The organism is Halobacillus sp. Marseille-Q1614 (genome assembly GCF_902809865.1).
Lineage (GTDB): Bacteria > Bacillota > Bacilli > Bacillales > Halobacillaceae > Halobacillus_A.
Genome location: NZ_CADDWH010000001.1, coordinates 2,411,802 through 2,425,328 on the forward strand (window position 1 = coordinate 2,411,802; position 13,527 = coordinate 2,425,328).

Below are 13,527 nucleotides of genomic sequence, written 5' to 3' on the forward strand. Positions count from 1 at the left end.
GTAATTATTTTATTCCCACATACAGAAAGGAGCATGACAAATGGACAAGAACGAAATGAATGAGAGTCAAGCTGGGAAGTGCCCTGTATCACACGGAAAAACAGAGGAAGAAAATGCTATTACGACCACAAAAGTTGGTACAACAAACAAAGACTGGTGGCCCAACCAGCTCAATCTGCACATTTTACATCAGCATGACAAGAAGACGAATCCAATGGGAGTAGACTTTGATTATGCAGAAGAATTCAAAGAGCTGGACTATTACGAACTGAAGCAGGATCTTCATGAGCTGATGACGGACAGCCAGGACTGGTGGCCTGCTGACTACGGACACTATGGACCACTCTTTATCCGTATGTCATGGCACGCAGCCGGTACGTACCGTACAGGTGACGGACGAGGCGGCGGCGCAACTGGAACACAGCGCTTTGCACCGCTTAACAGCTGGCCGGATAACGCGAACCTTGATAAAGCGCGCCGCCTGCTATGGCCGATTAAACAAAAGTACGGAAACAAGATTTCCTGGGCTGACTTGCTTGTACTGACGGGGAATGTCGCTCTTGAATCAATGGGCTTGAAGACATTTGGTTTTGCCGGAGGACGTGAAGACGTTTGGCATCCTGAAGAAGACGTCTACTGGGGTACTGAAAAAGAATGGCTGGAGGACAACCGTTACTCAGGCGACCGCGAGCTTGAAAGTCCGCTTGCTGCCGTTCAGATGGGGCTCATCTATGTCAATCCTGAAGGTCCAAACGGAAACCCGGATCCGCTTGCAAGTGCACGCGACATCCGGGAAACCTTTGCCCGCATGGGAATGAATGATGAGGAGACAGTTGCCTTAGTAGCCGGCGGTCACACATTTGGTAAAGCACACGGCGCAGGGGATGCTGAAGCACATGTTGGCGCAGCACCGGAAGCAGCTGATATTGAAGAACAAGGCTTAGGCTGGAAGAGCACTCACGGAAGCGGTAAAGGCCGAGACACAATCACAAGCGGTGTAGATGGTGCTTGGACGGCTAATCCAACAGTATGGGATAACGGTTACTATGATTTATTATTCGGCTACGAATGGGAGCTTACCAAGAGTGCTGCAGGGGCCAACCAGTGGGCCCCGGTAAACCCTAAAGAAGAAGATCTTGCACCGGACGCTGAAGACCCTTCTGTCCGCGTTCCTACGTTTATGACAACAGCCGATATGGCGTTACGTATGGATCCTGATTATGAAAAAATTTCACGACGCTACCATGAAAACCCGGATGAATTCGCAGATGCCTTCGCACGTGCATGGTTTAAACTGCTTCACCGTGACATGGGTCCTAAATCAAGGTACCTTGGTCCTGAAGTTCCAGAAGAAGATCTGATCTGGCAGGATCCAATCCCGTCTGTTGATTATGAATTAACAGACGCTGAAGTAGCAGACCTGAAAGCAAAAATGCTTAGTTCTGGACTGACAGTCAGTGAGCTTGTTACAACGGCATGGGCTTCTGCAAGCACGTTCCGTGGTTCTGACATGCGCGGCGGCGCGAATGGTGCCCGCATTCGTCTTGCTCCGCAGAAAGACTGGGAAGTAAACGAACCTGAGCAGCTTTCAAAAGTGCTTTCTGTATATGAAGACATCCAAAGCGAGTTGAAGAAGGAAGTCAGCCTTGCTGATTTGATTGTCCTTGGCGGTAGTGCAGCCGTAGAAAAAGCTGCAAAAGATGCAGGTGTTGAGGTAACCGTTCCATTTGCGCCCGGACGCGGCGACGCGACACAAGAAGAAACAGATGCGGAGAGCTTTGAAGTATTAGAGCCGATGGCAGATGGATTCCGCAACTATGAGAAGAAGGAATACACGCTGAGCCCAGAGGAACTATTAGTAGACAAAGCTCAGCTGTTAGGCCTTTCCGCACCGGAAATGACTGCACTTATTGGCGGCATGCGTGTACTTGGTACAAACCATGGCGGCACAGAGCACGGTGTATTCACAAACAGTATAGGCATACTCACGAACGACTTTTTCGTGAACCTGCTTGACATGGGTATCGAGTGGAAGCCAGCGGACTATAACTTATACGAAGGACGCGACCGCAAAACAGGTGAAGTCGTCCATACAGCGACACGCGTTGACCTCGTATTCGGTTCTAACTCCGTCCTGCGTGCCCTTGTAGAAGTATACGCCCAAGAAGACAATAAAGAGAAATTTGTGCACGACTTCGTAGCTGCATGGGTTAAAGTCATGAACGCCGACCGTTTTGATCTTAAAACAAACAGGGATTTAATGATGTATAACGCATAATTAAAAGCACCTTACCTGGATGCTTGAAGCGGGTTGTCTGCTTCTAAGGCATGAGGTAAGGTGCTTTTTTCAATTTTTGATGGAAGCCTTCAAAAACGTTGCGTAATCTACGACTTTCTTTCTAACCACGCCACACACTCCACGTGGCTCGTCTGCGGGAACATGTCTACCGGCTGAACCTCTTTCGTCGCATATCCTCTATCTTCCAGAATTTTTAAGTCACGCGCTAATGTTGATGGGTTGCAGGACACATACACAATTCGTTCCGGCTCCATATCGGCCATTGCATGCAGCAAGTCTTCCTCACAGCCTTTACGAGGTGGGTCTACTACAATAACATCAGGCTTCAGGCCTTGGTTGCGCCACCACGGCATGAGTTTTTCGGCTTCTCCTACGAAAAACTCAGCATTGTCCATTTTATTCAGACGTGCATTCTTCTTCGCATCTGTCACAGCTTCCGGCACAATTTCCACACCATATACTTTTTTCGCTTTTTGTGAGAGGAAAAGGGAGATCGTACCGATCCCGCAGTATGCATCAATAACCGTTTCACCGCCTCGTAAATCGGCATATTTTAGTGCCTGGTCGTAAAGCTTCTTCGTTTGAGAAGGGTTCACTTGATAAAATGATTTTGGCGAGATCATAAATTTAATGTCGCCAATTGTATCATAAATATATTCATCACCATAGATAACGTGAGTTTCTTTCCCAAGAATAACGTTCGTTTTTGCACTGTTCACATTATGAACGATGGATTTCACATTTGGGTAGGCCTCACGGATTTTATCAATAAGGGCTTCTTTATGCGGCAGCTTCTTTGTTTTCGTTACAAGGACGATCATAATATCTTTCGTCGCCTGGCCTGTTCTTACCATGATATGGCGGAGCACCCCGCGATGATTTTCTTCATCATAAGCAGTAATGCCGAGGTCTGTGGCAATGCGGCGTACCGCTTCCACCATCCGGTCATTCATTTCATCCTGAATCAGGCAAGTATCCATATCTATAATATTATGGCTTCGCTTTTGGTAAAAGCCTGTCATTAGCTGGCCGTCTTCTTTTTCTCCAACAGGAATCTGAACTTTGTTTCGGTAACGCCATGGATCAGTCATTCCAATCGCTTCATGAACAGGCACGTCTTCTAAATGTGCAATTTTTTTCAATGCGTTTTTGACTTGATCCTGTTTCATCTCAAGCTGCATCTCGTAGCTCATGTGCTGCAGCTGACATCCGCCGCACTGATAATAAACATCACAGGGCGGCTCTACCCGTTCGCCGCTCGCTTCTATTACATCCATTAGTTTTCCAAACCCAAAATTTTTCTTCACTTTTACGACCTTTACTTCAGCCCGCTCACCGGGAAGGCCATAAGGAACGAAAAGCGGATAGCCATCTACTTTCCCTACTCCATTGCCTTCATGTGTCAGATCTTCAAATTTCAGTTCTATCGTTTGGTTTTTTTGTACAGGCGGTTTGGTTTTCGCCATCATTCATCCGTCCTTTTCATTTCTTTGCTGTACAAAGCTTATCGTATTTACGAGAAAAACGCTACCGTTTGAGAAACGGCAGCGTTCACGGTTATTCTTTATCTTTTGGCACTTTTGAAAATTTATCCTCCGGCACAAAAAAATCAATATGCCGGTAGAGATTAACAAACTCTCCTGGAAGATGGCCTCCAAATTCACCATCGAGGTTAAGCTGCATCTTTTCTTCCGTGTGTACTTTCACACGGCTGGCCGTTGTATGAATGAACTTCGGATGACTTAAATGGTTGCCTTGGATGGCTAATGTGGCGAGTCTGACAAATTCGGCAATATTCATTTTCTCGATAATCATTAAATCAAAGACTCCATCATCCATCTTCGCCTCTGGGGCAAGCTTTTCAAGACCGCCAACAGAGTTAGTGTTAGAGACAAGAAACAGCATAACCTCACCCTGGTATATACGTCCGTCAAATTCCATTTCTACGTATGTCGGGCGTAAGGACGGCAGCATTTCAATACCTTTTAAATAATACGCCAGCTGACCTAGTACTGTTTTCAGCTTACTTGGCACTTCGTATGATACTTCGGTAATTTTTCCGCCTCCGGAGATGTTCATGAAGTATTGGTCGTTGACCCGGCCAATATCTAAAGGTGTTGTATAGTTCGCTAAAATAATATCGACTGCTTGATGAATGTTTCGCGGAACGTACAAAGCTCTCGCAAAATCATTAGTAGTACCAACCGGAAGAATTCCAAGTTTAGGGCGGAACTCCTGTTCAGCAATCCCATTGATTACTTCATTAATTGTTCCGTCTCCTCCTGCGGCTACAACCACATCAAACTTCCTTTCCACAGCGAGTTTTGCTGCTTTAATTGCATCTCCAGCACAGGTTGTCGCATGGGTCGATGTTTCATAACCGGCTTGCTCAAATCGCTGCAGAATATCTGGGAGGACTTTTCTTATAATCTCTCTTCCAGAGGTCGGATTATATATAATTCGGGCACGCTGCATACTATGACCTCCTCATTCATCATGCTCCAAATAACATCATAGCTCTTTTTCTGTTATTTGCAAACAATTATGTTAGTAAGCAAGAATGTCTTCTTAACTGGAACTTTTTCTTATTGGCAGCAGTCCATATAAAGAGCACGCACACTCCAAGTGCGTGCTCTTTATATGGACGGAGAGGGTCAGTCCCTCATCCGTTCCATATTTATCTTTGTTCCATTTCTTCTAGAATAATCTTATTAACCATTGGCGGGTTCGCTTGTCCTTTAGTCTCTTTCATAACTTGACCAACAAGGAAGCCAAGGGCTTTGTCTTTTCCGTTCTTGTAATCTTCAATCGACTGCTGATTATTATCTAAGATTCCGGTAATAATCTCACGAAGCTGTCCTTCATCGGAGATTTGAACAAGACCTTTATCTTTAACGATTTTCTCAGGATCGCCGCCTTTTTCAACAAGGTCACTAAAGACTTTTTTAGCAATCTTAGAGGAGATTGTGCCATCCTCTATAAGCTTTGTCAGTTTAGCCAGCCCTTCAGGTGTAAGCGCAAGGTCGCTAAATTCCTTATAATGCTTATTCATATAAGCAGAAACTTCACCCATCAGCCAGTTGGAGGCCTGCTTTACGTCGCCTCCAGCAGCAATCGTTTCCTCGAAAAAGTCGGACATTTCCTTATTATTCGTTAATACCATCGCATCATACGCTGGGAGTTCCAGTTCTTCGATATAACGCTTCTTACGTGCATCAGGAAGTTCAGGGATTTGGCTGTAAATACGGTCCTTCCACGCTTCATCGATATGAAGCGGAACTAGATCAGGCTCTGGGAAGTAGCGATAGTCATCTGATCCTTCTTTAACACGCATTAAGATCGTTTCTTTTGTCTGTTCATCGTAACGTCGAGTCTCTTGAGGAATTTCCCCACCAGATAAAAGAACTTTCTCCTGGCGTTTCTCTTCGAATTCCAAACCTTTTTGAACGAAAGAGAAAGAGTTTAAGTTCTTAAGCTCCGTTTTTGTCCCGAATTCCTCTTGTCCAATTGGACGAAGTGAAAGGTTGGCATCACATCTTAATGAACCTTCTTCCATTTTACAGTCAGACACACCAGTATATTGAATAATATTTTTAAGTGCCTCTAAATAAGCATATGCTTCTTTAGGTGAACGAATGTCCGGCTCCGAAACAATTTCTACAAGCGGTGTACCCTGGCGGTTATAGTCAACAAGTGAATAACCATCATCACTGTGTGTCAGTTTACCAGCATCCTCTTCCATATGAAGACGGGTAATACCGATTCGCTTTTTCACACCGTCGACTTCAATATCGATGTAGCCGTTCTCGCCAATTGGCTTATCGAACTGAGAAATTTGGTAAGCCTTCGGGTTATCCGGGTAGAAATAGTTCTTACGATCAAACTTAGTGTCTGTAGCAATCTCACAATTTAGAGCCATTGCTGCTTTCATCGCAAAGTTTACCGCTTCTTCATTCAGTACGGGAAGAACCCCGGGGTAACCAAGGTCAATCGGATTTACGTTTGTATTTGGTTCATCTCCGAACATGTTCGGAGAAGGACTAAAGATTTTTGAATTTGTTTTTAATTCTACGTGTACTTCAAGCCCAATAATTGTTTCAAAATTCATTAGCGCGCACCTCCAAGGGACGGGCGTTGTTTATGGAAGTCAGTTGCCTGTTCAAAAGCGTGAGCAGTACGATAAACGCTCTTCTCGTCAAAGTGGCGGCCAATAATCTGCAGGCCGATTGGCAAGCCATCTGATGAGAAGCCGCAAGGCACTGAAATTCCCGGTACTCCAGCTAAGTTTACTGGGATTGTTAAAATATCATTTGCATACATCGTTAGCGGATCATCAATTTTCTCGCCGACTTTAAAGGCAGGTGTCGGAGTTGTAGGTCCAATGATTACATCGTAATCTTCAAATACCTTCTCAAAGTCCTGCTTGATCAGAGTACGTACTTGCTGGGCTTTTTTGTAATAAGCATCATAATATCCTGAGCTTAAGGCAAATGTTCCAAGCATAATCCGACGCTTAACTTCATCGCCAAATCCTTCGGCTCTGGAGTTTTTAAACATATCAAGCATCGTTTCAGCATCATCCGTACGCTTCCCGTATCGAACACCGTCAAAGCGTGCTAAGTTTGCTGAAGCTTCTGAAGAAGAAAGCAGATAATACGTCGCTACTGCATATTTAGAGTGCGGCAGAGAAACTTCTTCCCACGCAGCTCCAAGCTCTTCATATTTTTTCAAAGCCGTTTGTACAGCCTCTTTAACTTCTGGAGTTACTCCTTCCCCAAGATATTCTTTAGGGACGGCAATTTTCAATCCTTTCACATCACCCGTAAGAGCATCTGTATAACTTGGCACTTCTATATCAGCTGATGTTGAGTCCATGCGGTCATATCCTGCGATTGTCTCAAGAAGATACGCATTATCCTCAACAGAACGCGTAATCGGACCAATTTGGTCAAGAGAAGAAGCAAAAGCAATCAGGCCAAAACGTGAAACACGGCCATACGTAGGTTTTAGTCCGACAACTCCACAGAAAGCTGCAGGCTGGCGGATAGAGCCTCCTGTATCTGATCCTAAGGAGAATGGTACTTCTCCCGCCGCAACAGCTGCAGCTGATCCACCACTGGAGCCGCCTGGCACGTAATCCGTATTCCATGGGTTACGGGTTGGAGAATAACTGGAGTTTTCATTAGAAGACCCCATCGCAAACTCGTCCATATTCAGTTTACCAATTGTGATCGACTTCGCTTCATTAAGCTTTTGAACGACGGTTGCATCATAAAGCGGATCTTCGAAGTTATCTAAAAATTGACTGGCAGCCGTAGTGCGAAGGCCTTTCGTTACAATATTATCTTTAACGCCGATGGGTAGTCCAAATAGTTTGGCAGCCTCTTCTCCGCGTTTCTCATCTAATTCAGCCGCCTGTTTTAAAGCCGCCTCTTTATTTAATGTAAGGAAAGCCTTAACTTGATCGTCGACTTCCTCAATTCTGCTGTAAGATTCATTTACAAGATCGGTGACAGTAATTTCTTTGCTATGTAGCTTTTCTGTCAGCTCTCGTAAAGAGTGTTCAAATAAAGACATGCAGGTCCCTCCTTATTCCAAAATAGATGGTACTTTGAATTGCCCATCCTGTTGATCTGGTGCATTTTTTAATGCATCTTCTTTTTCAATCCATTTCTTAGGCTCGTCTTTACGCATGACATTTTGAATATCCAGAACGTGTGTTGTAGGCTTAACGCCTTCTGTATCAAGTTCATTCAATTGCTCAGCATACGTAATAATATCATCAAGCTGTTTCGTAAACATGTCGGCCTCTTCCTCTGTAATCGATAAACGGGCTAAGTGCGCCACATGTTTGACTTCATCTTTACTAATACGAGACATATCATTACCTCCATTTCGATCTCACATAATATATGATCATACCAAAAAGCTATTTTCATACGCAACGTACAGCTATAGCACCTTACCTATCATAACATAAAGGGGGTTGGCGGGGAAAATCTCTCCGCCCTTAAAAAAAAGGTCTCTGGCTTTTATGCCAGAGACCTTTTTTGGCCTAAAAAACTATTGACGAGTAACTTCTTTAAATTCTGCTTCAACCTCTGGAGATGGTTTACCGCCAAGGCTGACTAAAATCGCAACTATACCAGACAGCAAGAATCCTGGTACAAGTTCATATAAGTCGAAAATGCCGCCGCTTAAGAAGTCTGCCCATACCACAACGGTAACAGCACCAACGATAATTCCCGCCAGTGCACCATTACGTGTAATTCCTTTCCAGAATAGAGAAAGAATGATAATTGGTCCAAAAGCAGCACCGAAGCCAGCCCATGCATAAGATACAAGCTCTAATACTGTACTATCAGGGTTACCTGCAATTAGTACAGCAATAAGAGCAATACCTGCTACAGCTGCACGGCCTACCCATACAAGCTCGCGCTCTGTCGCATTTTTACGGAAGATCGCTTTATAGAAATCCTCTGCCAGAGCTGAAGACGATACGAGCAATTGGGAGTCAATTGTACTCATGATTGCAGAAAGAATCGCTGCTAATAAAATACCTGCAATGACTGGATGGAACAAGACTTGAGAGAAAGTAATAAAGATCTTCTCTGAGTCGGCAAGCATCTGCATGCCGCCTTCAGTTGTCAACGAAACTCCAAAATCGTCAAGTCCACTTATATCCTGTGTTGCAATGAAGGCTAAACCAAATAAACCAGTAAAGATCGCACCATATAAACCGATAACCATCCAGCCGATACCGATCAAGCGGGCTTTCGGCACATCCTTAGCCGAACGAAGGGCCATAAAACGAACGAGAATATGCGGCTGACCGAAGTAGCCTAGACCCCAGGCTAGAGATGAAATGATAGCCATCGCACCTACACCCTGTACCATTTGTAAATGGTTTGGATCAATTTGTCCTACTGCATCAACAGCCGCGCTGAATCCGCCAAGCTCCTGCATTGCTACGATTGGTACTGCAATTAGAGCTAAGAACATTAGAATACCCTGCACAAAGTCTGTCCAGCTTACGGCAAGGAAACCGCCTAAGAAAGTATAAGAAATGGTAACAATAGCACCAATCCAAAGAGCTTGTGTGTAGCTCAATTCAAATGAAGCTTCAAAGAGTTTTGCTCCGGCAACCATTCCGGAAGAAGTGTAAAAGGTGAAGAAAACTAAGATTACAAGTGCGGAAATCACACGTAAGATATGAGAGTGATCGTGAAAACGATTCTCCAAATAGTCTGGAACAGTAATAGAGTCTTTTGCTACTTCCGTATAAATACGAAGGCGGCGTGCAACAAACTGCCAGTTTAAGTAAGCACCAATCGCTAAACCTACACCAATCCATGCTTCTGCTAAACCAGAGGCGTAAATGGCACCAGGCAAACCTAACAGCAGCCATCCACTCATGTCGGATGCGCCGGCACTTAATGCGGCTACTCCCGGTCCTAAACGACGTCCTCCTAATACATAATCTGATAAATTACTTGTTAAACGGTATGCGGCAAATCCAATAAGAAGCATACCAATTAGATATACTATAAACGTAATTAACGTTGCTGAACCCATGTTTTTTTATTCGCTCCTCCCAGTAAATAGTGTAATTAATGATAGAATAATTAAAATTGGCATCGGTACAAATAACCAAAACCATGTTACTCCAGCAATTGAGTGCTGCCCTGCTGCGGTTGCTAATTCAAACACATTGTCACCTCCGCTTAATTGTAATATACACTCCTATGCATTTTTCGCATAATTCAGAATGCCTGTTTTTCAGACATAGAAGTGAAAAAAGCCAAACACAGGTACAACTATAGCATATTATAATCGTTAGAACATTGCAAAAATTATAATATTAACTTTTTCGCGCATAATTATACATATTATTTGCTTATATACACAATTTTCTCCCATATATATGATATCTATTCAATAAATTTTATAAATAAAAATTTACATTTTTTTATCGCTGCGTGGTAACAAGGTCTTTTCACCTAATAAATTAGTCTTGGTATTACCATGTTACAATAACTCATAAAAAAAGTCTCTTTTTGATGTACAAAAAGAGACTTTTAAACGTATTAAAGCATTTCGGATGTTGTCTTACCTTGCATGTGGTGGATCAGGTAATCAGGTCCTCCTGCTTTAGAGTCGGTACCAGACATGTTGAATCCGCCAAATGGATGGTAGCCTACGATAGCTGCTGTACACCCACGGTTGAAGTAAAGGTTTCCTACATGGAAGTCGTCACGTGCTTTTTCCTGATTTTGGCGATTATTTGTAATAACGGCACCGGTTAAACCGTATTCAGTGTTATTCGCAATTTCAATCGCTTCGTCAAAACTCTTCGCTTTCGTGAAACCTACTACCGGGCCGAAAATTTCTTCCTGCATGAGACGAGCTTCAGGGTCAAGGTCTGCGAAAATCGTCGGTTCTACAAACCAGCCTTTGCTGTCGTTACCTTTTCCGCCTGTGACGAGCTTGCCTTCTTTCTTACCAATCTCGATATATTCGAGTATCTTGTCATAGGCTCCCTGATCAATCACTGGTCCCATATAAGTATCGTGAGCTTTCGGATCGCCGTATGAAACGGATTCCCTCGTTTTCGCTGCGACCCTGTCCAGCAGTTCGTCATAAATGTCCTCGTGGGCCACAACTCGGGAACAAGCCGAACATTTTTGTCCAGAGAATCCAAAAGCTGAATAAGTTATCGCATCTGCTGCTAATTCTAAATCAGAATCTTTATCAACGACAATTGTATCTTTCCCGCCCATTTCAATAATGGTGCGCTTTAACCATTTTTGTCCTGGATGAACTTTTGCTGCACGCTCGAAAATACGTGTACCTACTTCACGTGAGCCGGTAAAGCTGATGAATCTTGTACGCGGGTGATCGACTAGATAATCCCCGACTTCTTTTCCGCTGCCTGGAATATAATTGATAACTCCTCCTGGCATTCCTGCTTCTTCAAGAACTTCCATCATTTTATAGGCAATGATAGGAGTAGCACTTGCCGGTTTTAGCAGTACCGTGTTTCCAGACACCATTGAAGCAACAGTTGTTCCGCACATGATGGCAAACAGGAAGTTCCACGGAGAAATGACTACACCGACACCTAATGGGATATAGTGAAAACGGTTATTTTCAATCGGGCGGGAGTTGATTTCCACCCCTTTATCGATTTCAATCATTTGACGGCCGTAGTATTCCAAAAAGTCGATAGCTTCAGCTGTATCTGCATCAGCTTCTTTCCATGGTTTACCGCCTTCTTTTACTAGATGCGCTGTAAATTCATGCTTACGGCGGCGAATGATAGCGGCAGCACGGAATAAAATATCCGCACGGAATTGTGCCTTCGTCTTACGCCACCATTTAAAGGTTTCATCTGCGACTTGATGAGCTCTTTCAGCTAAATCCTGATTCGCTTTTGAAACATAACCAATGACTTCTTTCTTATTGGCAGGATTCACGACTTTAATCTTTTCATCTGTCATGATCCGTTCGCCGCCAATTATCAATGGATAGTCTTTCCCTAGATCAGCTTCTACTCCTTTTATAGCTTCCTCTAGTGCCAGACGATTTTCACTTTGTGAAAAATCAGTAAATGGTTCATGTTTATATGGTACTACCATGATCAACCGCCTCCTAAATATTGATTGGGATGCTTTTACTTTTTGAAAATTAATACAGTAAGCGCTTCCACAAAATATTCTACCGTAACTCTATTTATTGTTCAAATTCTTTCAATAATTATCCATAAAACTTTTAGAAAAGTTTATACTCAGATTGGAGCTCTTTTCTCATTTGGCAGAACGTTGATAAAGGGTCATCACGTTCCATAACTCTTCTTACCTTAAGGGCGAGGGGAAACGGTAAGACTCCTATGGTTAACCGGACATGGCGAGTCCCGAAGGGCAAATGCCCGAAGAAGCTCGGCGTCCACCATGGAAAGCGAACCGTTTCCCCCGTCCTCTTCCTCCATTCTAATCAACGGAACTAGCAAAACGAGCCCTATAATAGAATTAAAAAAAGCTTACAAAGAACCCTAATGGCTCTCTGCAAGCTTTTTATCAGTCGTAAATGTGAACAAACGGCTCTTCCTCTCCGCGCTTTTTCACGATGAGGCTTTCCTGTTTATCCATACTGTTAATACGGACCTGTACCGAATAGTGGTCCTCAAACATTTCCATCACCAGACTGTACACATATTGAGTAAAGCCAATCACTTCTGTCTGAGAATCAAACTGAATCGGAATATCAATTTGCACTTCGCTCAGTTCTTCATCAACGTAAAATCCATTGGCTATCATGCCTACAAAATTAGGGAAATAGTCAGAAACAGCTGACCTGAAATCTGAAAACTTCTCGGCATCGTCGAAATAATTTTCTTCTGCTTCCTTAGAAGGGAACAGCACATAGTCTTCATTGATTTCTTCCCAGTTTCTAATAGAATTATCAGAACCGCGGGCATGTCCCTTCATTAAGAAATTCCCCGGAGATTCAGAGTTGCTTTTTTCTTCTTCATAAATCGCAAACACGACAGGAATGTCCTGAAGCTCTTCCATTTCTCTAATTCTTTCAAGGATTTTACCTGCATATTCCTGACCTTTTTCAACGGATTCACTCGTAGGTATGTTCTGTGAATAATCACGGCCTTCAGCAGTGAAATTATAGACAGACCTCATGGATATTCCAATCGTCAGTCCGGAAAGCTCTACGACGTCATCTTCTGACCGGATAAGGTAATCCTGTTCCACAATATTAGAGATATACCTTGGGGTTTCCCGAAAGTCCTCTTCTGAAGCATTTTCCTCGTTTAATTTAGGATTAAGTCCTTCAGGGTTGCTATCTTTATCATAACGAGACAGCCAGCTTAAGATTGTATCATCATCTAAAAACTGCCCCGGCTGAAAATAGTATTCTTCCGGATCGTAATACCCTTTAGAGTGACGCATCATCCCGCGCTCAAACTCGGCAATGTCCAAACGATTCCCCATCTGGTTCGTCGTCACTCCGCGCGCCGCTGATATTCTTTTACTTCCATCTGTTAAAATCATTCGATAGTTATCATCTTCTAAATCGTAGTTAGGGATGATCGCTGTTTCCTCACTGTTTTCTTCTGTTGTTTCCCGCACAACTTCATCAGTATTATCATAAACCGGGGTACACGCGCTGACCAATAGGATAACAGCTAGCAATAGTGCGTGCAGCTTCCTCATGTA

9 protein-coding genes are annotated in these 13,527 nt (G+C 43.6%); 1 reads left to right on the plus strand and 8 read right to left on the minus strand.

Annotated features, from left to right (window positions below):
- Positions 1-40 precede the first annotated feature (40 nt).
- Positions 41-2,278 (plus strand): catalase/peroxidase HPI, encoded by a 2,238-nt coding sequence (gene katG, locus HUS26_RS12195; protein ID WP_173917411.1) that lies wholly within the window; start codon positions 41-43, stop codon positions 2,276-2,278.
- 107 nt (positions 2,279-2,385) lie between these two features.
- Here the strand turns inward: katG and rlmD are convergent, their stop codons facing one another.
- The 8 genes from rlmD to HUS26_RS12235 all read right to left on the minus strand — a co-directional run bounded on the left by rlmD (position 2,386) and on the right by HUS26_RS12235 (position 13,524).
- Positions 2,386-3,765 (minus strand): 23S rRNA (uracil(1939)-C(5))-methyltransferase RlmD, encoded by a 1,380-nt coding sequence (gene rlmD, locus HUS26_RS12200; RefSeq protein ID WP_173917412.1) that lies wholly within the window; start codon positions 3,763-3,765, stop codon positions 2,386-2,388.
- 91 nt (positions 3,766-3,856) lie between these two features.
- Entirely contained in the window at positions 3,857-4,774 is a 918-nt protein-coding gene (locus HUS26_RS12205; RefSeq protein ID WP_173917413.1) for a diacylglycerol kinase, read from the minus strand.
- Between the two features lie 202 nt (positions 4,775-4,976).
- Positions 4,977-6,407: an Asp-tRNA(Asn)/Glu-tRNA(Gln) amidotransferase subunit GatB gene (gene gatB, locus HUS26_RS12210; RefSeq protein WP_173917414.1), complete on the minus strand. Its 1,431-nt coding sequence runs from the start codon at positions 6,405-6,407 to the stop codon at positions 4,977-4,979.
- Entirely contained in the window at positions 6,407-7,876 is a 1,470-nt protein-coding gene (gene gatA, locus HUS26_RS12215) for an Asp-tRNA(Asn)/Glu-tRNA(Gln) amidotransferase subunit GatA (protein ID WP_173917415.1), read from the minus strand. The genes gatB and gatA overlap by 1 nt, the downstream gene beginning before the upstream one ends.
- A gap of 12 nt (positions 7,877-7,888) precedes the next feature.
- Positions 7,889-8,179 carry an Asp-tRNA(Asn)/Glu-tRNA(Gln) amidotransferase subunit GatC gene (gene gatC / locus HUS26_RS12220; protein WP_173917416.1) on the minus strand — a complete coding sequence of 97 codons (291 nt, stop codon included), beginning with the start codon at positions 8,177-8,179 and terminating at the stop codon, positions 7,889-7,891.
- Between the two features lie 183 nt (positions 8,180-8,362).
- Positions 8,363-9,874, minus strand: coding sequence for a sodium/proline symporter PutP (gene putP, locus HUS26_RS12225; RefSeq protein ID WP_173917417.1), 1,512 nt, complete (start codon positions 9,872-9,874; stop codon positions 8,363-8,365).
- A gap of 512 nt (positions 9,875-10,386) precedes the next feature.
- The gene (pruA, locus tag HUS26_RS12230) at positions 10,387-11,937 is read right to left on the minus strand and encodes an L-glutamate gamma-semialdehyde dehydrogenase (protein ID WP_173917418.1); all 1,551 of its coding nucleotides are present in this window, start codon (positions 11,935-11,937) and stop codon (positions 10,387-10,389) included.
- Positions 11,938-12,375: 438 nt separating this feature from the next.
- The gene (locus tag HUS26_RS12235) at positions 12,376-13,524 is read right to left on the minus strand and encodes a CamS family sex pheromone protein (protein ID WP_173917419.1); all 1,149 of its coding nucleotides are present in this window, start codon (positions 13,522-13,524) and stop codon (positions 12,376-12,378) included.
- Between the last annotated feature and the right edge of the window lie 3 nt (positions 13,525-13,527).

Bases quoted from the DNA above. Each gene is read 5' to 3' on its own strand.
- gatC (WP_173917416.1), bottom strand. From the start codon at position 8,179: ATGTCTCGTATTAGTAAAGATGAAGTCAAACATGTGGCGCACTTAGCC.
- pruA (WP_173917418.1), bottom strand. From the start codon at position 11,937: ATGGTAGTACCATATAAACATGAACCATTTACTGATTTTTCACAAAGT.
- gatA (WP_173917415.1), bottom strand. From the start codon at position 7,876: ATGTCTTTATTTGAACACTCTTTACGAGAGCTGACAGAAAAGCTACAT.
- putP (WP_173917417.1), bottom strand. From the start codon at position 9,874: ATGGGTTCAGCAACGTTAATTACGTTTATAGTATATCTAATTGGTATG.
- HUS26_RS12235 (WP_173917419.1), bottom strand. From the start codon at position 13,524: ATGAGGAAGCTGCACGCACTATTGCTAGCTGTTATCCTATTGGTCAGC.
- katG (WP_173917411.1), top strand. From the start codon at position 41: ATGGACAAGAACGAAATGAATGAGAGTCAAGCTGGGAAGTGCCCTGTA.
- rlmD (WP_173917412.1), bottom strand. From the start codon at position 3,765: ATGGCGAAAACCAAACCGCCTGTACAAAAAAACCAAACGATAGAACTG.
- HUS26_RS12205 (WP_173917413.1), bottom strand. From the start codon at position 4,774: ATGCAGCGTGCCCGAATTATATATAATCCGACCTCTGGAAGAGAGATT.
- gatB (WP_173917414.1), bottom strand. From the start codon at position 6,407: ATGAATTTTGAAACAATTATTGGGCTTGAAGTACACGTAGAATTAAAA.